Origin of the sequence: Neomoorella sulfitireducens, assembly GCF_024733845.1 — a bacterium.
Classification (GTDB): Bacteria; Bacillota; DSM-521; order Neomoorellales; family Neomoorellaceae; genus Neomoorella; species Neomoorella sulfitireducens.
This window is the reverse complement of record NZ_JANRHG010000011.1, coordinates 13,857-35,625: the sequence shown is the minus strand read 5'-3', so window position 1 is coordinate 35,625 and position 21,769 is coordinate 13,857. Positions and strand designations below refer to the sequence as shown.

The following is a 21,769-nucleotide window of genomic DNA, read 5'->3' as shown; positions in this document are numbered from 1 at the left end:
TGGCCGGGCATCATCGGTTGCGGCAAGTTACCGTTTCCAGGCGGCGTTTTGCCCAACCTCTCCCCTGCCGGCGGCGAAATTTAAGCCCGGTCTTCTCGAGACCGCGCACCCATCGCTATGCAATTTAAAACCCCCTGCTCCTACATCAGCAGAGGGTATGCTTGCCATAATTCTGGCCAACCACCCCCTATCCATCGTAGGGGTAAAGGTTTCCCCGGCAACCGGTATCCTGACTCGGGATCATAGCTATCGCACCGCCTTCCCAGGTGTTACCCAGTGGCATGATGGTGCCTCGCTCCTCCTTACAGTGGCGGGACCGTGTCAGCTTTGCACTGACTTCCCGGATTTGCCTGGAACATATTCATTTTAGGATTATTTTAGCATAACCCGCAGGTTATGTCCATGGGTTTTTGATGCTCTTTACGGCATGCTATGCCAGCCCGGCCCTGCGGGCGACGCGCCGGACGGCTTCACTGGCCTTTTTCCGGACTTCGTTGGCATCAATGGTTTGCAATTGCCTATTCTCCATGACAATTCTACCGTCGACCATGGTCAAAGTAACATCCGTACCCCTGGCCTGGTAGACCAGCTGGGTGTAGATGTCGATGCCGTCCGCCGGCTGGGTATGGAGGCCCTCCAGGGAAACCAGGGCCAGGTCGGCCTTCTTCCCCACCTCCAGGCTACCAATTTCCTTTTCCATGCCTACGGCCCGGGCCCCGCCTAGGGTGGCCATTTCAAAGACCAGAGGTGCCGGCATGGCGGTAGGTCCGTGGAGGGGTTTCTGGATTAAGGCCGCCAGTCGCATTTCCATAAAGGCGTCCAGGTTGTTATTGCAGGGGGCGCCGTCGGCGGCCAAGGACACTACCGTCCCCCGCCTCAAAAGATCCGGCACCGGGCAGATACCGGAAGCCATTTTTAAATTGGACGAAGGGCAGTGAACCACTTTCGTCCCGGTGCGCGCCAGGATATCCTTCTCCTCTTCACTTAGCCAGATACAGTGGACCAGGATGAGGCCGGGGCCGGTGAGGCCGATATCATCCAGGTAAAGGACGTTGCGCCGCTTGTGGAGTTTTTCCACCAGGGCGCATTCCCCCCGGTTTTCGGAAGCGTGGGTGTGGATTTTAACGCCGTAATGGCGGGCGAGATCCCGGACTTCTAATAATAAGTCTTCGGTGCAGGAGACTACAAAGCGGGGCGCAAAGGAGTACTGGATGCGGCCGTTATCGTAGCCGTGCCATTTCTCCAGCAGTTCGACGCTTTCTTTAAGGGAAGCCGCCGTTGTTTCTTTAAGGCTGTCCGGGACGTCCTCGCCAAAGTCCATCATTACCTTGCCGGTAAGGGCCCGGATGCCGCTTGCGGCAATAGCTTCAATGGCCGCCCCGGTATGATGGACGGTCTCCATGTCAACGATTGTCGTGGTGCCGCTTAAAAAAAGTTCGCCGATACCCAGAAGGGCAGAATAATAAAGGGAATCGGCATCGTGGGCGCCCTCTAGGGGCCAGATGCGCAGGCGCAGCCAGTCCAGGAGTTCCATATCGTCGGCGCGACCGCGAAAAAGGGACTGGCAGAGGTGGATATGGGGCTGGATTAGACCGGGGATGACCAGCTGGCCCGCGGCGTCGATAACCCGGCAGGCGGTGGCCGGAGTATTGCCGATGGCGGCGATGCGGTCGCCTTCAATATAGATATCTCCCTGGAAAACTTCCCTCCGGGGATTCATAGTAACCAGGGTGCCGTTCTTGATTAAAATACTCATTTCTTTCCTCCTTCTTTTTCCCGCAGGGCGGCCAGGATTTTTTCCGGGGTAACCGGCAACTCCCTGATGCGAACTCCTACGGCATTGTATATGGCATTGATGATGGCGGGCACGGTGGGGATGGTGGCGGGCTCACCCACCCCTTTGGCGCCGTAGGGACCGGTGGGTTCATTGCTTTCTATAATCAGGGGCTGGATCTCGGGCATATCCAGGACGGTGGGAATGAGATACGTGGAAAAAGAGTTATTGACGATGCGGCCCTGCTGCAGGTGAACCTTTTCCAGGAGGGCCATGCCCAGTCCCTGGGCGATGCCGCCTTCAATCTGGCCTTCTACCCCGAGGCGATTCACGGCCCGGCCGACGTCATGGGCGGCTATCAGCTTTAAAACCCGTACTTCCCCTGTTTCCGTATCCACTTCTACCTCCGCAATCTGGGTGGCGAAGGCGTAGGGCCAGTAGGGTGCCCCCTGGCCGGTTTCCGGATCGACGGCCGTGGTATGGGTGACGAAGGTTCCCTGACCTACCAGGCGGCAACCGGCCAGGCGCGCCCGGGCGGCTGCTTCCGAATAGGATATCTGCTTCCGGGGATAACCCCTGACGTAAATTATCCCTTCCCGGGCCGCCAGGCCGGCAATGGTATTGACACCTAAGAGGGTGCGGGTATGTTCAAACAGGACGTCCCTGGCCTGGCGGCAGGCTATTTTAACGGCGTTACCCGAGGCATAGGTCTGGCGCGTGGCCGCCGTCGTACCGGCATCGGGAGTGGTATCGGTATCGGCGGTGATCACCGTTACCCATTCATAGGGTATCCCCAGCTCCTCGGCGGCAATCTGGGCCAGGATGGTACTGGAACCCTGGCCGCAGTCCACAGCACCGCTGTGCACCGTGGCCGTGCCGTCATCGTGAATCTCAACAGTGGCCGTAGAAACATCGGGAAAACCGTTGCCATAGCCCGTTCCATAGAAAATACAGGCCATGCCGGTACCGCGTTTTTTACTCATCCTCCATCCCTCCCGGTATTAATTCTGCCAGGGACCAGCCGGCGGCCCGGGCTGCCTGGAGCATGGTTGCGGTCAAACCGACGCTGCTTTCCAGGACCTGGCCCGTGGCGGTTACATCCCCCTGGCGGAAGGCATTGAGCCAGCGGATGGTAAAAGGATGGATGCCCAGGCGGCCGGCCAGTTCGTCCATCTGGCTCTCATAAGCCAGGGGCGGCTGGGTGGCGCCGAAGCCGCGCATGGCGCCGGTAAAGGGATTGTTGGTGTAGACGGCGTAGGCATCAATTTTGACATTGGGTATAACGTAAGGGCCGGTGGCATGGATGGCGGCCTTGCGCAGGATGTTAGGGGCCCAGGAGGCGTAGGCGCCGCTGTCGCCGATTATTGCCACTTCCAGGGCCGTCAGCTTTCCCTCCCTGGTGGCACCAGTCTTATAGCGCATGATCATGGGGTGGCGCTTGCTGTGGGCCAGGAAAGATTCTTCCCTGGTAAGGACCATCTTTGCCGGCCGCCGAGTATGCACGGCCAGCAGGGCCACCAGGGTCTGCAGGGTCATGTCTTCCCGGCCGCCGAAGGCACCGCCTACCGCCGGGGCCACAATGCGGATGCGGTCCTGGTTCCAGCCCAGCACCCGGGCTACTTCCGTCCGGTCCCAGTGGACGTACTGGGTGGCCACATAAATTACCAGGTGACCGCGCTCGTCCAGCCGGGCCACGGCGGCCTCCGGCTGGAGGAAGGCGTGGTCCAGGAGCTGGGTGCGATAGGTATTTTCCACTACAACGTCGGCAGCGGCAAAGCCGGCTTCCACGTTTCCTTTACGGATGGGCAGGTGGTAAATAATATTGTCCCGGTCGGGATGAACCCGGGGCGCTCCCGGCTTAATAGCTTCCAGGGGGTCCAGAAGGGCCGGCAGTTCTTCGTAGGTTATCTTTACTTTTGCCGCTCCGGCCCGGGCGGCGGCCGGGGTGGTGGCGCCCACCAGGGCTACGACGTCATTCACCGAGCGCACCTCTTCACCGGCCAGGACTGGCATGTCCTGGTAGATTACGCCCTGGCCGTTATGGCCGGGAATGTCCCGGGCAGTCAGGACGCAGAGGACCCCCGGCACCTCCAGGGCGGCTGAGGTGTCAATACTGACGATCCGGGCATGGGCGTAGGGGCTGCGGACGGCCCGGCCGTAAATCATCCCCGGGAAATTAAGGTCGGCAGGGTAAATGGCCTGGCCGGTGACTTTGGACCGGGCATCTACCCTGGGCGGGGATGTACCGATAACTGCCATAGGAAATCACTCCTCGCGCCGGTTATAAAAGTTAAGGCAACCGTTGCCCGGCAACGAAGGATTAACTTCGTAGCCGGGCAATTTGCGGTTGCCTGGTAGAAACCCTCAGTCCGTATTGCTGAGGATATACGAAGTAAGGTTCATAACTATAATGGTCTAATATTTATAATTCGCCCTCTTTAGGTTAATTCCTGCCGATGTTTAAAAGTACCTGGAAAAACCGTAGGGCTGAGCTGGCGTAAAAAAGCCGGTTGCGCCGATACTCAGCCAGCTTGCTCGCTCATATTCTCAAGGAGCCTGCTCCAGTCCGGCGGCACGCAGGACATTGGCCTGGTGCCGGGGCTGGATCTCATTGGTATTGTGACTGCGGCTATTCCAGAAATAGACGTCAAAATGGCCGGGGAAATCATTGTCCGGGATCGTTTCCACACCGTGGGGCTGGCCTGCCATGGAGGCTGCCAGGATGCGACCTCCCACTTTAAGTAAAATGGCCCGGGCGTCCCACGACCAGCGACCGTTAAAAATTTGCTTCATAGTGGTTGTGTCGGCAGCTGTCAGGGGTTCTGAATCAGCATGATTGGAGCCGCCCAGGTGGCGTACACGGAAAGACAGGCCGCTTTCCAGGTCGGTAATAGTAGCCACCGTACCGACGTTATATATCCAGCGCGACCAGTCCCAGGCCAAAAATTCACCGTAGCCCGGTTTTTGCTCGCCCCGGGGACCAGCTACCGGCACCGGTTCCGTCCTTCCAGCCGGTATGTACAGGGGCTGGCCGGGCATGAGGACGTCCGAGTTAAGCCTGTTAGTTTCGTAGATGGCCCTCACGGTAGTATTAAACCTCCGGGCAATGGTGGAAAGGGTATCCCCGGGCTGCACCCGGTAAACTGGAAGTTCTGGTTCCACCGCGGGAGAGGGCGGTTCAGGTTCTGGTTGAGGTTTGGGTACGGGTGGTATTTCCAGTACCTGGCCTGCCAGGATTATATCCGCCGGCAGGTTGTTGTATCGCTGGAGCTCGCTTACAGTAATGTTAAAGCGTTTGGCAATGAGGTAGAGGCTATCTCCTGGCTGTACCTGGTAGATGCCGGTTCCACTGCGGGCCAGGGGTATAAACAGCACCTGGCCGGGGTAAAGGTTGTCCCCTTTAAGGTTACTGGCTATTTTGATGGCTTCTACAGAGCGACCGGTGCGCAGGGCAATCAGGTAAAGGGTGTCACCCTTTTGGACGGTGTACTTGTAGTTGCTTTCCTGCAGGTTTACCGGCAGATAGAGGGCCTGGTCTGACATCAAAGCAACGCCGGATAAATTATTCAGTTGTTGGATGGCAGAAACTGAAGTAGAGTAACGCTGCGAAAGAAGCCAGAGGGTGTCACCCTGCTGGACCTTGTAGAGAATGATTCCCGTATTAGTCCCGGCCTGAGCAGTCCGCAGGGTTCCAGATAACAGTACCACTGCAAGGAAAAAAACTGCTCCCAGGAAACGCCCTGCCCGCATAATATACCCCCTGTTATTTGTCAGGAAAGAACTTTATTGGTCCTGACGACATGTTTTGACAAATTATTCTACACAGGCAAGGCTTTTCCCTTTATGTAAATTATGCCAGGGACCAGCCGGGACTTGCCAACATTTGTTCGTAGCTCCCACTTGTTATTTTGTCAAAGCGGGTTATAATATAAATGAAAACAAATGTTCGTAGAGGTGAAGCTCGTTGTCCCTCACCTGCTCCATTCTTCTGTGCGACGCCAACAGCTTCTTTGCTTCCGTCCACCAGGCCCTGGACCCGGGTTTGCGCGGCCGCCCGGTCATCGTCGCCGGCCGGGAAAGCACCCGCCACGGCATCGTCCTGGCGGCGAGCTACGAAGCCAAAAGGGGTTACGGCATCAAAACCGGGATGACCGTCCGGGAAGCGAAAAGCCTCTGCCCGGACGGCGTCTTCATCCCTCCCCACCACGACCTGTACATCGAGTTTTCCACCCGCATTTTACGTATCATGCGGGATTTTACTCCCCTGGTGGAGCCCTTCTCCATCGATGAAGCCTGGCTGGATGTGCGGGGTTGCCAGGGAATTTACGGCTCGCCATTAACCATCGCCCGGCGGCTGAAGGAAAGGATTAAAACCGAGGTGGGCATTACCACCAGCGTCGGCCTGGGGCCGACCAAGCTGCTGGCCAAGATGGCGGCCGAAATGGAGAAGCCCGACGGCCTGACTGTCCTCGATTTCCCGGACGTCCCTAAAAAGATGTGGCCCCTGCCGGTGAAGGAGCTTTTCGGCGTCGGTCCCCGCATGGAGGCGCACCTGGCTAAGTTCGGCATCCACACCATCGGCGACCTGGCCCGTTTTCCCGTCGAGGTGCTGGTCCGGCGCTTCGGTGTCGTCGGCCGGATCTTGCACCAGTGCGCCCATGGCCTCGACTACAGCCCGGTGGACCCCCACTCCCTGGATAGAGTTAAATCCGTCGGCCACCAGATCACCCTTCCACGGGACTACTACAGGTATGAAGATATGGAAGTAGTTTTACTGGAGCTTTCCGAGCTGGTGGCCCGGAGGGTGCGCCTGGGAAATTACCTGGGCCGCACGGTGAGTATAAGCCTGAAAGACGCCGATTTTAACTGGTTGGGACGTTCTTACACCCTGCCCTATTACACCGATACGGCCGCCGATATTTATGCGGCGGCCCGGCAGCTCCTGCGCCGCCACTGGCCGCCCGGCCGCCCGGTGCGGCTGGTGGGGGTCAGCCTGGCCAGCCTGGTACCGGCGACAACGCGCCAGGAAGACCTCTTCGGCCGGGTGGAAAGACAGGCCCGCCTGGACCGGGCCTGCGACCGCTTGAAGAACCGCTACGGGGAAAGGGCCGTCTACCGGGCCGTATCCCTAACCCGGGCAGGTGTCCTCTATGGGCGGGGCTAACGCTTTATACGAGGGCCATCGTTTAATATTGCCCGGCATTAGAGACCGGGCGCGAGCCACCTGCCAGGAGTGTCGCTACTGTGTACCAATCGTGGGGCGGGAAGAGACGCGCCTGGCCTGTCTGGCCACCCTGGATATATATTTAACAGGGGTAAAGCGAGTACCGGGAGAACTGAAGGCCGTAGACTTCATCTGGCTGGCCGGCAGGGAAAAGCTGGTTGAGGCGGTAAATAAAATACATGCCGGAAGACAGGCGTGCGGCTTATTCTGTCCTAATATTTAACGCTTTTATCTAGAAAAACGTGGGCCCATGTCTTCAATCATTGCAGCTAAAGGTTTACCGTTTCCATTCCCCAGCCCTGTTAAGCGGAACACGATTTTAAGGCAAACTAATCCATGTTCTTAGTATTGTATTTTCGCCAACTCTCCACATTGATGATTCTCTCCAGGGGTGAGGGATGGGATGCTGCAAGCCACGTTATAAAAGCCGGCGGGGCTATATCGCCCAGGTTCTTTTGGGCCAGATCCACATGGAGCCTGATCATGGCCCCGGGGTTAGCAGTAAGCTCCAGGGCCACCCAGTCGGCTTCCGTTTCATAGCGGCGGGAGATTGCGTTTTGTGCCGGCTGGCCCAGGAAAGACACCAGCTGGAGGAAAAGGAGCATGGCAACCAGGAGGTGGGGCGGGTACGGACCCGGCCGGGCTATATCGTAGGTAAAGGTTATTCTCAGGACAGCATATAACAATCCCAGTAGCAGGAAATTAGCCAGAACGCCCCACAGCAATCCCCGGAAGATATGGCCGCGCTGCCAGTGGGCCATTTCGTGGGCGATTACGGCTTCTACTTCGTCAAGGGGGTAATCCTCCAGCAGGTTGTCATAAAGGACAATCCGCTTGCTGGTCCCCAGGCCGGTAAAATAGGCATTGGCTTTGGTGGTGCGCCTGCTGGCATCCATTACCAGTACTTCCTCAATCCTTAGCCCGGCGCGTCCGGCTAGTTGCGCAACCATAGTTTTAACCGGGCCTTCCGTGATTGGCTGGAAACGGTTAAAAAGGGGAGCGACAAGGAGAGGCCATAGAAAGGTTGATATAAAGAGCCAGCCGGACAGGAAAAGGGCGGCGACGGCCCACCAGGTATGGGGCCAGCGCCCGGTAGCCCAGAAAAGGAGGAGCACCCCGGTTCCTGAAAGGACCAGCTCCAGGATGCCGCCCTTTAAGTAATCCAGCCACCAGGAAGCAAGGTTCTGGGTGGAGAAACCCCACTGGTGCTGGACGATAAAGCTACTGTAAAAATTAAAGGGTAAAGCTACAACCTTTAACAGCAGCCAGATAAGAACGAAATAGATTACCAGGGCCATATAATAGCGAACGCCGGTGATGTGTAAAGCCGCATCCGACCAGGCGGTTGCCCGGGTACTGGTGACCAACCCGACCAGAACAGCCACCTGGGCCAGAAAGGCCAGGATACCTGCCAGGCGCATTGCCTGCTGGTATTGCCGTGCCCTTTCCGCATTGTCCGGGCTGAAATACTGCCAGGCTACGTCTGGAACCTTACCCGGAAAGAGGCTGAAAAAAATAAAGGCAAGGCTCATAAGGCCCGCCGTTATTATTAGTAAAGTCCAAACTATGCCGGCTTTTGCCGTCATAAATATTCCCCCTTTTTACCACGGAGCCCGATGCGATTATATTATATATATATATACGGGTGGCTCTATTCCCGCGGGGTATTATGATGTTCCGGCCTTATATAGTTCAAATTGCTTCTGGTTCTCCATCGAAACCGGAGTTATAGTATGATTTCTCGCGGGAGTTAAAGTTAGTGTAGATTTAATTTCCGCAGTTGTTTTAACAGGGGTACTCCAAGGACCAGGACGGCAATAGCTTCCCCAAGGGCAACGGTACTTATGGCAAGAAGAATATTAACATGCAACAAATATGACAGGTAAGCCCCGACTACAAGGCCATTCAATAAAATAGGCGGCAAATAAGCGAGGCGGCTTTGTCGCCAGGTATAGGTCAACCAGGCGGCTGCCAGGGTGGTCAGGCTGCCCAGGAAAATGTCTATGGGGCCAAGGCCGCCGTAAATATTGCTTATCAGGCAGCCGATAAAAAGCCCCGGTATCGCTTCCGGGAAAAGAACAGGTAAAAGGGTTAAAGCTTCTGCGATACGAACCTGGAGATAACCAAAACTGATTGGTTTCAAAATAATCGTTACTACTGCGTACAGAGCGGCAATTATGGCCCCGCGGGCAATTCTCCTAGCAGGCATTGGTATCACTCCACTTCACTATCCATTTATACGCTGGTGACCTGGATATCATGCAGGGATTAGATCTAGATAATCAGGAATCCCGTTATGATAAGGTATTGCAACTTCACCATGGATCAAGGGACGGGCGTACTTAATAAAATCCAAAGTAACGTCGTTTCCTGCCTCATTTATCCAGTTCCTCGGTACCTTTTTCTCGCGATTGGCTACTTCTTCAAGTTTGACCATTTCATACGTACAACGATATTCTTCCCCATCCAGGCGCTTGATAGCCACCATGCGCCCGCTCGTCCCCTTTAATGCCTCCTCAACCGCCACTTTTCCTACGTTATAGGCTTCTTCAGCATCGGTCCGCGAGGCCAAATGCATGGCACTGCGCTGGCTGGCGGCCGGAAGGAAAATACGTCCCTTGATCTTTAATTCAGTTTCAATTTTATTAAGCAGGAACTGGCCTACTCCCCCCAGGCGCTGGTGGCCAAAAACGTCTACTGTAGCGGCATCATTAAATATATAATTCCCATTTTTATCAACCAGTCCTTCAGAAACAACTACCACGACTGTACCATACTGGCGGTAGGCTTTTTCTACATCAGCCAGAAAAGCCTCAAGATTAAAGGCTGCCTCCGGCAAGTAGATTAAATGGGGTGCATCCCCTGGACGGCGCCGGGCCAGGGACGCAGCTGCCGCCAGCCAGCCCGTATTGCGTCCCATTGTCTCTACAATGGCTACTTTAGTAGATGTGACAATACTTTTAATATCAATTCCCATCTCCAGGACAGCAGTGGCCAGGTATTTAGCAGCGCTACCGTAACCCGGGCAGTGATCCGTCAGGGGCAAGTCATTGTCAATGGTTTTAGGAATGCCGATAACCCGGAGCTCATACCCTTCTTGCTGTGCCAGCAGGTTAACTTTATGGGCCGTATCCATAGAGTCATTGCCGCCAATGTAGAAAAAATAACGGATATTAAATTTGTGAAAGACAGCCAGGAGCTGTTTATAGTCTTCCTTTTTCTTTAACTGGTACCGGCAGGACCCAAGGGCTGCACCCGGCGTGAAACGCAGGGCCTGGATGATAGACTTGTCTTCCCGGCGCAGGTCAATAAAATTCTCGGCCAGAATACCCATAATACCATTGCGGGCGCCATAAATTTCGCCAATAGCTTCACTGTGAAAAGCTGCTTCGATAGCTCCGGCCAGGCTGTTATTGATCACAGCGGTAGGGCCACCTGATTGAGCTATAACACAATTCCCTTTGAGCAAAAGGGCTTTCCTCCTCTCCCGGATATAGGGTTACTTTTTATATTATAATCCCTGACTGCTGTTCTGGCCATATGGAGTGACATCTTTAAGTTTTGAGGAATAAGCTAAATTAGACTACGGACATTTGGAGGTGTAATCAATGGCTGAAGAAGGCGGCAGCATGTTTGGTCCAAAAAAAGGTGTACAGGATGGAAGCCAGGGATTAAATTTTCCCGGTGGAAACTTTGCCTTTTTCCTGTTCTTGATTTTGATTCTTCTCTTTTTTGGAGATAAATAGGTTTCAAGGGAAACCCCGCTGCCTGCGGGGAGTTTTTATATAGAGCAACTAGTATTTATAAATAGCGAGCAGTTAATTTCCGGCCACTTCTACTGGCACACCGGCAGTTACAGCCAGGTCAAAATAATGTTGCCCCCTCAGGTCGAAACCCCGGTAGTCAAAAGGAAGGGAAGGCAAAACAATAAGATCAACCGGCTTGTAATTTTTCCGGGACCACTCCTGCCATGCTATCTTAAAATCATCAAAGGTTAATAAACCGGCGCAGGCGATCGTGCCACCAAAAAAGTTACTGGCTACAGTAACTACCTCTATATCCCATGGAAGCCACTCCATTGCTTTCTTTATCACATTACCGGCCAGTTCGGAAGTCATCACGAGCACCCGCCGGGCTCGGTGGCGGCGACAGGCCAGATCAACTTCCTGGAGAAGGTCAGGGTCAAAATCACAGCTAAAAACAAGCCCGCTGCCATTTCTTTCCACTAACAATTCCAAAGTTAAATTCTGGCAGGTAACGGGACCCGGTTCGTGTTTTTCCTGCCTCCGGACCTCTAAATACCGTTTCCCGCGTTGAGAAATCAAACGAAAAGCTTCAACCCGTGTCCGCGGTTTTCGTCCATCTACTGCCAGGATAATATCGCCCCTTTTTATACCTGCCCGGTAAGCCGGCGTACCGGGAATAACCCCCTCTACAACCGGTGTCAAATCATCCAGGCAGGGTGGTTCCAGGAGCAATGGGATTTCCGTTTGCCGGCGGAGAGAAGCTAGTTCTACTTCTACCTGCTGCCGTAAATCTTCCGGGTAACGTAACTCCGGTGGTGCCAGCCGCGTGTAACCGGGTAAAAGGATACGAATGGTCCTGGCCCCGGAACTGGCCAGGTAAAGGATAGTATCCCGTACGTCCGGCCAGCCGGTAATCCACGGGAGGACAACTAGGCTGCCGTGATAGGTAATGCCGGCCTGCTTTAAAGTTAGAGGAGCTTTTATAGCCGTGTCTGGTTGTTCGTCACCCATGAGCTTGAACCGCCCTGCCGGGCTGGCGCTATTGAGGGAAAGATTAATTTCCAGGGGCTTCAGGCTGGTGAGGGCCGCGGCCATTTCCCTGCTTAAATAGGTTCCATTGGTAGTAATTTGTAGGACGGCCGCGGGAAAACGTTTCCGTACCCGGGCCAGGATGGCCAGGAAGGCAGGATGGGTCATTGGTTCCCCCTCAATAAGCCGGGTTGCCGATTCACCAATGACAATTTTATTGCTGCCGTCCAGATAGTCCAGGATAATGTCAACCTGCTCCGGATCTAAAGGAGGCAGGTACCTGGCTTCTACTCCCGGAGGATTCTGGCGGTGACTGCAAAAGAGACAGTGTAGATTGCATCTCGAAGTCAAAGGTAAAATATTATACCGGGCCGCCGTCAGTAAGGCCAGCTGAAAACTATCCATAGATGGGCGGTGCAGTTATAATCTCTCCTCATCTCAGGAAAATCCCTCCGAGGATTAAAGAAGCAAGTACACCGAGGAGGGGGTTCACATTAAGATAGTGGACCAGGATAAAATAAGCGGCCGCGATGCCAAAGGGTAGCCAGCTAAGGGGGCCTGTGTTCTTCGGTGCAAAGGCATATTTGGCAAAGTCGAAAGCCAGCATGGCCAGCATGACGAAAACTACCGGCCGGATACCGCTAACCATACCTTTTAAGAAGGGGCTATCCTTAAATTTCTCCAGAAAGGCAAAGAAGCCGATTAAGATGATAAATACGGGAATGGTTACGGCTATTAAAGCAACGGCAGCACCCAACCAGCCGGCCACTTTGTAACCTATGTACATAGTAAGCTTTGTGGCAATAGGACCAGGCAGGGCGTTGCCAAAAGCCAGGGCCTGCCCGAACTCTTCCTGGGTAACCCAGCGGTAGACTTCAACTGCCTCATGTTCATATAAGGGAACAATCGCCGGCCCGCCCCCGTAACCCAGCAGGGTCGCCCGGCCAAAACCTATAAAAAGGTCCAGTAATGTTTTTAACATTTGGGTCTTCTATCATCCTTTCGCCTGTAATTTTAATGTCCATTACAATGTCAATCTATATTCTCCTTTTAATAAAAAACTCCTTTAAAGGGGGATCCCTTTATTTTGTTAAAGTTCCGTGGTCTACGCCGCGGGTGATTTTACTTTGATTGCCTGCCTGGCTATTAGCAGTTCACGAAAAATGTGCTACCATAAATGGTAGATGGCGGGACAGGGATACCGTACCGGGCCGGCTTTTGCCGGGAATAAGTTTGGCAAGGAACTTTGTGGCAGCCGGTGGATTTGCTAAAGGCATACTACCCCGCCGGCTATACCCGAAGTAGGAGGAAATAATAACGGATGGAAGTATTCTCAAAAGTAAGGCTTGTTGAAGGTGCCTGCAATTGCCTAGCAGATAGCAGGTTTAAATATAACTACCGCAATAAGTGCGACGGCCGGGACCTCCTGGTAGCTATCTTCGATAATTGCGTTCCTTGCGTTTTTTTTGACCCCCAGTATAGAGGTGTTCTGGATAAGCTTTCATACGGTAACGAAGGTGTAAGCAGGGGGATGCAAAGATCAATGCTTCCCCAGATGACTGAGAATATTATAAGAGAGTTCATTTCCGGAATAAGTCGCATCCTCATTCCAAGCGGGCATTTATTCCTGTGGGTGGATAAATTTCACCTCTGCGAAGGGGTATCAAACTGGCTGCCCGAAAACATGCAAATCGTTGATATGGTAGTCTGGAACAAACAGAGAATGGGTATGGGGTACCGTACGCGCAGGCAGTGCGAGTACCTGCTTGTCGTGCAGAAAAAACCTATTCGTGCCAAGGGCGTATGGGCTGTGCATGATATCCCGGATATCTGGGAAGAACAAATAAGCGGCGATCATCCCCATGCCAAACCGGTCCTCCTGCAGGCACGTCTCATCGAAGCCGTAACAAACCGGGACGATGTGGTAGTAGATCCAGCGGCAGGCAGTTATTCTGTTTTGGCAGCTTGCCAAATGACGGGACGGACTTTCCTGGGAGGTGATCTGGTTTATGGTGCTGACTAGAAAACATTGTGGGTTAAAAAAACAGCGGGCTGATGTTTATTACCAGCCCGCTGAATTTTGATTGTTACTGGTGCGGCAGAAGGGATTTGAACCCCCACCCTGTAGATCAGGACTAGAACCTGAATCTAGCGCGTCTGCCAATTCCGCCACTGCCGCTCGTAATCGCTCCCTTACGGAGCAAGATTAATTATAGCAACTTGCCGCCTACCTGTCAAGGGTCCCAACGTAATGTTACATGGTTTCCTGCAGCCAGGGGGGTAGTAAATTCGGCCGGTTGACCGTTAACTTCCATAACTAGCCTTTTTCGACCCGGTGGCGGTGTTGAAGGGAAATCCAGGTAGTTAAAAACATCTGTAAATAACACTTCGGCTGCCTGGACTTTAAGGGTGACCGGTTGGCCGTTCAAAATAATAGTTACAAACCGGTCGCCGGCTTTTTCACCCGTTATCAAGTCGTCACCATCTTTGATGGGGGCTTCGGGCCGGACCGGCTGCCCGTTTAAAAGGATGGGGCCTTCCAGGGGCTCACCCAACCTGGCAAGTATCTGGGCTACCGTAGAAAGGGGTTCGTAGTTTATACGGGCTTGATCTTCCAGCGGGGTGTTAAAATCCACCTGGTTGCCGTTCATTGTTATCATGGGTTCAAGGGTGACCTGCTGCCCGTTGAAGTTAATAGTTAATGGAGTGATTTCCGGTACTACGTCGCCTACAGTCCCGCGGGCGTCGGCGCCGTCCCGGCCTGGGAGCACCTGGATTTCATCCCCCGCCTTTACGGTAATATCCAGGGTCGCAGGAGTATTATTTACGAGGACGGTTCCCGGCTGGCCGGGTTGACCGCGGAGAAAGGTCAGCCGCCCGTTGACCTCGACTCCAAGGCCCTTACCCGGGCGTCCATAAAGGGTACGGGCCGGGATGCCGGCCGCCAGGAGCACCTGGGTAACGGTTAACTGCTGACCGGCAAGGATATGTACCGGACGGCCATTAACAATCACCCGGGCCAGTCCCAGTCCTTGTTGCTTTAATGCCGTAACGGCAATCCCTATGGGGGTAATGGCCTGGGGACCCTGTAAATTTTTGGCCCCGCTGATGTCGTTTAAAACTTCCCGCCCCCGTACGGCCACCCTGTCCGGCGGAATTTCCAGCTGTCCGGCCAGGGCCTCAGGGAGTCCCGGGGTGAGGCTGCCTCCTCCTACAAGGAGGACTGCCTGGGGAGCGCGCCCGTTCAGGAGAATAATCTGGCTGGCAATTTGCCGGGCCAGTTCGTTTACCGCCGGTTTAATTATATCTATAATGGCAGTTGCGGCCATGGTGCGGTTTTGCCCGACAATGTCGGTAAAGGTTATACTGGCATTTTTTAACAACTGGCGTTTGACTGTTTCGGCGGTATGAAAATCCAAAAGGAGGGCCTCTGCCAGGGCTTCGGTAATTTCATCGCCGGCCGAGGGCACCATAGCATAGCCTGTAATGGTCCCCTGGCCGGTGATGGCTATATCGGAAGTGCCGGCACCGATATCTACCAGGACCAGGTTTAATCCCCGCATGGCCGCCGGCACGGCCACGGCGCTGGCGGCAATGGGTTCCAGGGTAAGGGAAGCCATGGAGAGGCCAGCCCTTTGCAGGGAGGCTACCAGGGAATCCACCACTACCCTGGGCAAAAAAGTAGCTATAACTTCCGTGGCTATGCGCCGGCCTCGCTGGCCAACCAGGTTGCCGATGGGATGGCCGTCGAGACTGTAACCCACCACACTGTAACCGACACAATGGTAAGCCGCCTGGTTTTCGCCCGCCGTCAGGAGACGTTTTTCGGCTTCCTGGACGGCTGCGGCCTCCAGGGCCAGCACATCCTGGCTGCTGATTTCCGTAGCCGGCGATATTTCTTCCCCGGCGGTGGCCCGCTCGGTTTTTAACGCCCGGCCGGCAGCGGCTACCGCTGCTTCTTTTAAAGGCATATGTAACTTTTTTTCCAGTTGCTCTTTCACCGCCTGGATGGCCAGGGCTACCTGGGGAATATCATGGATCTGGCCGTCCAGCATGGCGCGCTGCTGGTGTTCAACTATTGCTGCCGCCCGGATGTGGTAACCCTTTTTCCCGGGAACCAGCACCAGGCCCGCGACTTTACGAGTCCCCACGTCCAGGGCAAAAACCGGACTTTCAGCCATGGCAGCACCTCCTCCCCAAAAATTCGCCCTGTCCGGATAAAATCCTCCTTTTCACCGGCAAAAGTCGCCTTTTCCTGTCGCAATCAGCCATGCCGGGAAACAGCAAAAATTTACCCGGATGTTTAACCCGGGTCACTGTCACTCTCTATTTATTTTCTTTTTCGGCAAAGCTGCTATAAGGGTCAGGATAACCTGGCGTACCGCAGTACATCTGTAGTATCTTTCTGATATCATCCATTTCTTTCTTTTCTCGCTCCAGCATACTGTTAATTATTTGCTTGACTCCGTCCGGAGCTGTGGCGGCTATTTCCGGCCAGAGGCTAAACTCTTCCTCATCAAGGCGCAGGACCTGGCGCAGTTTATCCAGCCAGTGCATAGTTCCTTCTCCTTTCCGATTACTTTTTTTCCTCAGGTTTTTCATTGTAAGGGACAGGGTCATCGTAGTAAGGCGGCCGGGGCGGTTTATAGGGTGGCGGGTAAGGTGGTTGATAGGGCGGTTCGTAGGCCATGACATGGGCCAGGTGATGGTTCCAGAACATGGCTTCCTCTACTTCACCAAGGATGTGATTTAACAGGGTATGCCGGATACCAAAGGAAGGCGCCGCCGCTGCTGCTTCAGCCATGAGCCTGATTTCTTCCAGGTCGATTTCCAGGGCTCTCCTGGTTTTATGATGAGAACCGTTCATGATATTACTCCTTCCATAAAAGGGATTTTCCTGTAATAGACTATGACGGCTATTACCGGGATGTTATTGGTAACAGCAGGTTTTTTCTCATTGCGCTAGCGGGAGAAGTGTTATAAAATCATTGCCGAGAGGAGATTTGTCGATGCAACCTCAGGATGAAATTGTGCCCCGCAATGTGACGGTTGCCCCCCTTATGTGGCAGGGTGTCCGGGCGGCCCTGCCCATCGTCCTCGGCTATTTACCCCTGGGCTTTGCCTACGGTGTCCTGGCCAGGGAAGCAGGCTTTAACCTGGTGGAAACGGTACTCATGTCGGTGCTGCTCTATGCCGGCTCCGGCCAGTTTATTGCCGTGAGCATGTTTAGTAGCGGCGTGGCAGCGGCCGCCATTATTTTCACTGTCTTCCTGGTAAACTTACGCCACCTGCTTTTCAGCGCCTCCCTGGTACCCTATTTACGGCGTTCCCGGCCTGGAGCCCTTGCCCTCCTGGCGGCGGAAATTACCGACGAAACCTTTGCCGTGGCCATAAATCATTACCGTGACCATGAGGCCCAACTGCCCTACCATTTCGCCCTTAACCTGGCGGCCCATTCGTCCTGGGTTTTGGCCTCACTGCTGGGCGCCCTGGCAGGCAACTTCATGGGCGATCCAGCCCGGTTCGGCTTTAACTTTGCTCTACCGGCGATGTTTATTATCCTGCTCGTCATGCAGTTAAAGGACAAGAAGACCCTCATTGTCGCTACCTTTGCAGCCCTTTTTTCGGTGGTTATTGCCCTTCTCTGGCCCGGTAGCTGGAACATCATCCTGGCAACGATTATCGCCGCCACCCTGGGAGTGATTTTAGAGCCATGGACAGGCAAATTTTAATTATTATCCTCAGCACCGCCGTGGTAACCTACTTGCCAAGGATGCTGCCGCTGGTAATTTTAAGCCGGATGCGGTTGCCGGAAGTTTTTCTACGCTGGCTTGGTTATGTTCCGGCGGCGGTCCTGGCTGCATTGCTGGCCCCGGGACTTCTTTTACCTGAGGGTAAAATATCTCTAACTGGTAACCCCTATTTGCTGGCAGCCGTTCCCACCTGGATAGTAGCCCTGAAGACCCGCAGCATGGCCCTGACCATTTTAACCGGCATGGTAGCTATGATCCTTTGCCAACACTGAAGGGAAGTTTTAAGGACAGCTGCCATAAACAAAACCCGGTTTATTTTAAGCCGGGCTTTTTTATATTTACCCTTCCCGTCAATTTTAATTACCCGCTGGGAATAATATGCCCGGGGAGGTATTTAACCTTTATGCGGGCAGCATGGCTTTACCTTGCAGCCATAGTGATCTTCCTGGCGATTTTTACTGGCGCTATCTATTTTTCCATCCGCTCGGTCCTGGAAGAAACCTGGCCCCGGGAAGCCGTTGCCGGGAAGAAAATCTGGCAGGAAAATGGTTGCGTCGAATGTCATACCCTTCTCGGTAACGGGGGTTATGCCGCTGTTGACCTTACCAGGATTACCGCTACTACCGGTCGCGAAGAATTGGTGACTTTTCTGACCCAGCCCCCGGTAATGCGCCCGGCCAGGCGGCAGCGTCATCCAGCCCTGGACCGGGAGGAAGCAGAAAGGTTACTTGACTACCTGGAGCAGGTTAGTAAAATTGACACCCGTGGCTGGCCGCCCCCTCCCTTTACCCGCACTAATCCTGCCCAAGGGGAGTAGACTTTGCTGGTACTCCTTAAAATGATAAAAAAATTATTTTTTCCTCGCCGGTACCAGGAAAAAACAACCGGGCAGGACACACCCTCCCAAAAAGCCGCTTATCCCTATGCCCTGGCCACCTTTCTTTTTTTGGGCTTGCAGGGTATCCTGGCTACCGCCGGGTCCCTGCACCTCATCTTTCCTGATTTACCGGCCCCCCTTACCTTTGCCAGCGGGCGGGCCATGCACCTCAACTTAAGCATTTTCTGGCCCCTGCTGGGTGTCATAGGCGGAGCTTATTACTTCCTGGTTGAGGCAACTGACCGGGAGCTTTACAGTATCAGGCTGGCCGGCTGGGGCTTCTGGTATCTCCTAGGCACCGGCCTGGCCATCCTGGGGTTCCTGGCCCTTGGTAAAACCGATGGCCGGGAATATCTTGAGGCACCTTTTTTTCTAAAAATTGCTGTTTTAATCGGCTTGCTGGTTTTTGCCTTTAACCTACTGGCTACGGCCATCCAGAACCGCGTCGTTGTACAGCCGGAAGTTGTAGTTATTTTAAGTGCTGCCCTCCTTTCTCCTTTGCTCTACCTGCCCACAATATTCTTTGTCAGCCACCCTACCGTTGATGACGTTTTGCGTTTCCTGGTCGTACACCTGTGGGAAGAAGGGAGCCTGGAGTTGCTAGCCACGACCATAGGTGCCGCCCTCCTGGCTTCCCTCAAAGTTGCCGGCAGGCAAAAAGTAAAGCGCCTGCTCCTCTGGGAAGCAGGACTGGTCCTTACTTCCGGTTTTATAGCCACCGGGCATCATTACTACTGGATCGGCACTCCGGATTTCTGGAAAGTAATTGGCAGTGTTGCTAGCGGCCTGCAGGTAGTGCCCGTAGTGCTCCTGGCCCTGACAGCCTGGCAGACTACGGCTAACCGTCCCCGTAACTTCACCCCCAACCTGGCCCTTTATTTCTTTTATGCCAGCGTATTCTGGAATGTCGTTGGAGCCGGACTTTTGGGTTTCCTTCTGGCCATCCCGACCTTTAATCGCTATGCCCATGGTACTTACTTCACCTCAGCCCATGCCCACATGGCCCTATTTGGCTTTTTTGGCTTCCTGGTACTGGCCAGTAGCTATTTTATCTTGACCCGCCGGCGTAGGCTAAGCCCCACCCATGTCAGGCGTATCAAGTTAAGCCTTGTCATGCTCAATTCAGGTCTGGCCCTGATGGTTGCCTGTCTGATAATCGCCGGCTTTCTCCAAAGCTATCTCTGGCGGGGACTGGGTATGGATTTCACCCAGGTTCATCTCCTGCTAACGCCCTACCTTTTACTCCGGACCGTTGGAGGTGCCATCTTTGCTGCTGGCGGTTTTTTACTGGCCTGGGAGATGGTTTCCTTAGTACTTAAACCCTGGCTGGCTTTATTACTGTCTTCCGGAGAACCTTAAAAAACCGGCAGGGCCTTGAACGTCGTTGCTCAAGGCCCTGCCGGCTCAAGGAGGTCTTTGAAGAAGTGAGTGTGTATTCCTATTATAACCTTCCAGGCTAATATTATACATGTTATCCAAAAATTAATGGTAATCACGTCACTACCATGAGTAATTGGTGGCTCTGGTTACATTATTTTCGGCCGCGATCTCACTAAAGGCCTCCCGCGCGGCTTCGACAGTCCGGTCAATATCGGCTTCCGTGTGGGCCAGGGACATGAAGGCAGCTTCAAACTGGGAAGGTGCCAGGTATATGCCCCGGCGCAACATGGCCTGGAAGTAAGCAGCAAAGAGTTTTGTGTCGCTGGCCGTGGCCGTAGTATAATCGGTTACCGGGCCCGGGGTAAAAAAGGCTGTGAACATGGCTCCCACCCGGTTAAAGGTTACGGGTAAACCGGCCTCGCTAGCAGCTTCTTTGAGGCCCTTTTCCAGGCGGGAAGAGAGGCTTTCCAGGCGCTCATAAACACCGGGCTCCTTTAAGCCCTTTAAAGTTGCCAGGCCGGCGCTGACTGCCAGGGGGTTGCCGGAAAGTGTTCCCGCCTGGTATACCGGCCCCACTGGGGCCACCCTGGCCATAATCTCCCACCGGCCACCGTAGGCTCCTACCGGCAGGCCACCACCGATGATTTTACCCAGGCAGGTAAGATCCGGCTTTACGCCAAAGAGGTCCTGGGCACCGCCATAGGCTACCCGGAAACCGGTCATAACTTCATCAAAAATTAAAAGGCTGCCATAATGTTTTGTTATGGCCCGCAGGCCCTCCAGGAACCCGGGCTGTGGCGGTATGCACCCCATATTGCCGGCCACAGGTTCAACAATGACGGCGGCAATCTCTTCACCAGCCTGTTTAAAAACAGCCTCTACGGCATCCAGGTTGTTATACGGGGCAACGATGGTATTGGCGGCCGTGGCGGCTGGGACGCCGGGGCTGTCGGGGACGCCAAAGGTCAGGGCTCCGGAGCCGGCCTGGATCAAAAAGTAATCGGCATGGCCATGGTAACAACCGGCAAATTTAACTACTTTCTCTCGTCCGGTATAGCCGCGGGCCAGGCGGACGGCACTCATGGTCGCCTCCGTGCCCGAATTAACCAAACGCACCATCTCGATAGAAGGGACGGCGGCGATGATTTCCCTTGCCAGTTCATTTTCTAGTTCGGTAGGCGCACCAAAGCTGGTTCCCATATTATGTAAGGTATTTTCCAGGGCGGCCACAACCTCCGGGTGGCGGTGTCCCAGGATCAGGGGGCCCCAGGAGGCCACATAGTCGATATAGCGATTGCCGTCAATATCATAAAGATAAGCCCCTTCACCCCGCTGTATAAAGGGCGGCGTCAGGCCGACGGCTTTAAAAGCCCGGACAGGGCTGTTCACCCCCCCGGGCATAAGCTTGACAGCCTCGGCGTAGGCGGCTGCCGATTTGGGCCACGCTTCGATCAACGATACTTCCCCCTTAAATTTTTTAGGTTTTTTCCTGGCACTCAGGACTCGCGTAGATAAAATACTGCATACTCTCTTTTTTCAGCTCTTCCGTGCTGAATACGAGATGGTAATTATTATGGCCAATGGCCGCCGCCAGGCGAGCCGCCAGTTTTTCGCAGGCCTCCCTGGTACGGCAGTGAATGACTGCATACAGGTTATAGGGCCAATCGGGATGTTGACGGCGCTGGTAACAATGGGTTACTTCCGGAAAAGTTGCCAGTTTTTCTCCGGCCCTTTTTAGTTCTTCCGGCGGCAGCTGCCAGACGACCATAGCGTTGGCAGTTATACCGGCTTCCCGGTGGCGCAGGGCGGCACCAAAGCGGCGTATTATACCCTCGGCCCGGAGGTGGCGGATGTGCTCCAGGACTTCAGCTTCGCTGATCCCCAGCTTTTCGGCCACCGGTAAAAAAGGACGGGAAACCAGGGGAATATCGCCCTGGAGCTGGCGTACCAATTCCTTTTCCAGGTCGGTTAAAGGGCGTGGCAATT

Annotated in this window: 22 protein-coding genes, 1 tRNA gene and 2 riboswitches; of the genes, 8 read left to right on the top strand and 15 right to left on the bottom strand. The window is 54.3% G+C overall.

Translation table 11 applies throughout. The features are described 5' to 3' along the window. Positions 1-202: 202 nt before the first annotated feature. Positions 203-392, bottom strand: a riboswitch (cobalamin riboswitch). Positions 393-430: 38 nt separating this feature from the next. From NWF31_RS11115 to NWF31_RS11100, 4 genes are all read right to left on the bottom strand, one after another. Next, positions 431-1,756, bottom strand: coding sequence for a 5'-deoxyadenosine deaminase (locus NWF31_RS11115; RefSeq protein ID WP_258360575.1), 1,326 nt, complete (start codon positions 1,754-1,756; stop codon positions 431-433). Further along, complete coding sequence (locus NWF31_RS11110) at positions 1,753-2,757, bottom strand: xanthine dehydrogenase family protein molybdopterin-binding subunit (protein WP_258360574.1); 1,005 nt, start codon at positions 2,755-2,757, stop codon at positions 1,753-1,755. The genes NWF31_RS11115 and NWF31_RS11110 overlap by 4 nt, the downstream gene beginning before the upstream one ends. Beyond that, positions 2,750-4,033, bottom strand: a complete 1,284-nt coding sequence (locus tag NWF31_RS11105; RefSeq protein WP_258360573.1) for a xanthine dehydrogenase family protein molybdopterin-binding subunit — start codon at positions 4,031-4,033, stop codon at positions 2,750-2,752. The genes NWF31_RS11110 and NWF31_RS11105 overlap by 8 nt, the downstream gene beginning before the upstream one ends. Before the next feature lie 50 nt (positions 4,034-4,083). Then, a riboswitch (purine riboswitch) is annotated at positions 4,084-4,185 on the bottom strand. A 136-nt stretch (positions 4,186-4,321) separates the two neighbouring features. Then, positions 4,322-5,524: a LysM peptidoglycan-binding domain-containing protein gene (locus NWF31_RS11100; protein ID WP_258360572.1), complete on the bottom strand. Its 1,203-nt coding sequence runs from the start codon at positions 5,522-5,524 to the stop codon at positions 4,322-4,324. Between the two features lie 214 nt (positions 5,525-5,738). Between NWF31_RS11100 and dinB the strand changes: the two genes are divergently transcribed. Together dinB and NWF31_RS11090 are read left to right on the top strand one after the other, a co-directional pair. Further along, complete coding sequence (dinB, locus tag NWF31_RS11095) at positions 5,739-6,938, top strand: DNA polymerase IV (RefSeq protein WP_258360571.1); 1,200 nt, start codon at positions 5,739-5,741, stop codon at positions 6,936-6,938. Further along, positions 6,925-7,221, top strand: a complete 297-nt coding sequence (locus NWF31_RS11090; RefSeq protein WP_258360570.1) for a hypothetical protein — start codon at positions 6,925-6,927, stop codon at positions 7,219-7,221. The genes dinB and NWF31_RS11090 overlap by 14 nt, the downstream gene beginning before the upstream one ends. A gap of 106 nt (positions 7,222-7,327) precedes the next feature. Here the strand turns inward: NWF31_RS11090 and NWF31_RS11085 are convergent, their stop codons facing one another. From NWF31_RS11085 to NWF31_RS11075, 3 genes are all read right to left on the bottom strand, one after another. Next, positions 7,328-8,584, bottom strand: coding sequence for a M48 family metallopeptidase (locus tag NWF31_RS11085; RefSeq protein WP_258360569.1), 1,257 nt, complete (start codon positions 8,582-8,584; stop codon positions 7,328-7,330). A gap of 170 nt (positions 8,585-8,754) precedes the next feature. Continuing rightward, positions 8,755-9,207, bottom strand: a complete 453-nt coding sequence (locus NWF31_RS11080; protein ID WP_258360568.1) for a QueT transporter family protein — start codon at positions 9,205-9,207, stop codon at positions 8,755-8,757. A gap of 48 nt (positions 9,208-9,255) precedes the next feature. Further along, on the bottom strand, positions 9,256-10,467 hold the full coding sequence (locus NWF31_RS11075) for a 6-phosphofructokinase (protein WP_258360567.1): 1,212 nt from the start codon (positions 10,465-10,467) through the stop codon (positions 9,256-9,258). Between the two features lie 139 nt (positions 10,468-10,606). Here NWF31_RS11075 and NWF31_RS11070 point away from each other — a divergent pair, with 139 nt between their 5' ends. Beyond that, positions 10,607-10,744, top strand: a complete 138-nt coding sequence (locus tag NWF31_RS11070) for a hypothetical protein (RefSeq protein ID WP_258360566.1) — start codon at positions 10,607-10,609, stop codon at positions 10,742-10,744. Between the two features lie 72 nt (positions 10,745-10,816). Here NWF31_RS11070 and NWF31_RS11065 read toward each other — a convergent pair whose 3' ends face one another. Together NWF31_RS11065 and NWF31_RS11060 are read right to left on the bottom strand one after the other, a co-directional pair. Continuing rightward, positions 10,817-12,178 (bottom strand): DUF512 domain-containing protein, encoded by a 1,362-nt coding sequence (locus tag NWF31_RS11065; protein ID WP_258360565.1) that lies wholly within the window; start codon positions 12,176-12,178, stop codon positions 10,817-10,819. 28 nt (positions 12,179-12,206) lie between these two features. Further along, positions 12,207-12,755: a chromate transporter gene (locus NWF31_RS11060; protein WP_258360564.1), complete on the bottom strand. Its 549-nt coding sequence runs from the start codon at positions 12,753-12,755 to the stop codon at positions 12,207-12,209. Between the two features lie 339 nt (positions 12,756-13,094). Between NWF31_RS11060 and NWF31_RS11055 the strand changes: the two genes are divergently transcribed. Next, a complete protein-coding gene (locus NWF31_RS11055) occupies positions 13,095-13,796 on the top strand; it encodes a DNA methyltransferase (protein WP_258360563.1) in 702 nt (233 codons plus the stop codon). 68 nt (positions 13,797-13,864) lie between these two features. Here NWF31_RS11055 and NWF31_RS11050 read toward each other — a convergent pair. The 4 genes from NWF31_RS11050 to NWF31_RS11035 all read right to left on the bottom strand — a co-directional run bounded on the left by NWF31_RS11050 (position 13,865) and on the right by NWF31_RS11035 (position 16,640). Then, positions 13,865-13,952: transfer RNA gene (locus NWF31_RS11050), tRNA-Leu, on the bottom strand. Between the two features lie 55 nt (positions 13,953-14,007). Continuing rightward, positions 14,008-15,954, bottom strand: a complete 1,947-nt coding sequence (locus NWF31_RS11045) for a cell division FtsA domain-containing protein (protein WP_258360562.1) — start codon at positions 15,952-15,954, stop codon at positions 14,008-14,010. A 145-nt stretch (positions 15,955-16,099) separates the two neighbouring features. After that, the gene (locus NWF31_RS11040; protein WP_258360561.1) at positions 16,100-16,330 is read right to left on the bottom strand and encodes a hypothetical protein; all 231 of its coding nucleotides are present in this window, start codon (positions 16,328-16,330) and stop codon (positions 16,100-16,102) included. 19 nt (positions 16,331-16,349) lie between these two features. Then, positions 16,350-16,640, bottom strand: a complete 291-nt coding sequence (locus tag NWF31_RS11035; RefSeq protein WP_211292910.1) for a hypothetical protein — start codon at positions 16,638-16,640, stop codon at positions 16,350-16,352. A gap of 142 nt (positions 16,641-16,782) precedes the next feature. Between NWF31_RS11035 and NWF31_RS11030 the strand changes: the two genes are divergently transcribed. The 4 genes from NWF31_RS11030 (at position 16,783) to NWF31_RS11015 (ending at position 19,762) form a co-directional block, all read left to right on the top strand. Then, positions 16,783-17,505, top strand: coding sequence for an AzlC family ABC transporter permease (locus NWF31_RS11030; RefSeq protein ID WP_258360560.1), 723 nt, complete (start codon positions 16,783-16,785; stop codon positions 17,503-17,505). Further along, a complete protein-coding gene (locus NWF31_RS11025) occupies positions 17,487-17,798 on the top strand; it encodes an AzlD domain-containing protein (RefSeq protein ID WP_258360559.1) in 312 nt (103 codons plus the stop codon). The genes NWF31_RS11030 and NWF31_RS11025 overlap by 19 nt, the downstream gene beginning before the upstream one ends. A 131-nt stretch (positions 17,799-17,929) precedes the next feature. Continuing rightward, complete coding sequence (locus NWF31_RS11020; protein WP_258360558.1) at positions 17,930-18,343, top strand: c-type cytochrome; 414 nt, start codon at positions 17,930-17,932, stop codon at positions 18,341-18,343. A 3-nt stretch (positions 18,344-18,346) separates the two neighbouring features. Beyond that, positions 18,347-19,762, top strand: coding sequence for a cbb3-type cytochrome c oxidase subunit I (locus NWF31_RS11015; protein WP_258360557.1), 1,416 nt, complete (start codon positions 18,347-18,349; stop codon positions 19,760-19,762). 141 nt (positions 19,763-19,903) lie between these two features. Here NWF31_RS11015 and hemL read toward each other — a convergent pair whose 3' ends face one another. Together hemL and ahbB are read right to left on the bottom strand one after the other, a co-directional pair. Next, complete coding sequence (gene hemL, locus NWF31_RS11010) at positions 19,904-21,238, bottom strand: glutamate-1-semialdehyde 2,1-aminomutase (protein WP_258360556.1); 1,335 nt, start codon at positions 21,236-21,238, stop codon at positions 19,904-19,906. A gap of 22 nt (positions 21,239-21,260) precedes the next feature. Beyond that, positions 21,261-21,767, bottom strand: a complete 507-nt coding sequence (ahbB, locus tag NWF31_RS11005) for a siroheme decarboxylase subunit beta (RefSeq protein WP_258360555.1) — start codon at positions 21,765-21,767, stop codon at positions 21,261-21,263. Between the last annotated feature and the right edge of the window lie 2 nt (positions 21,768-21,769).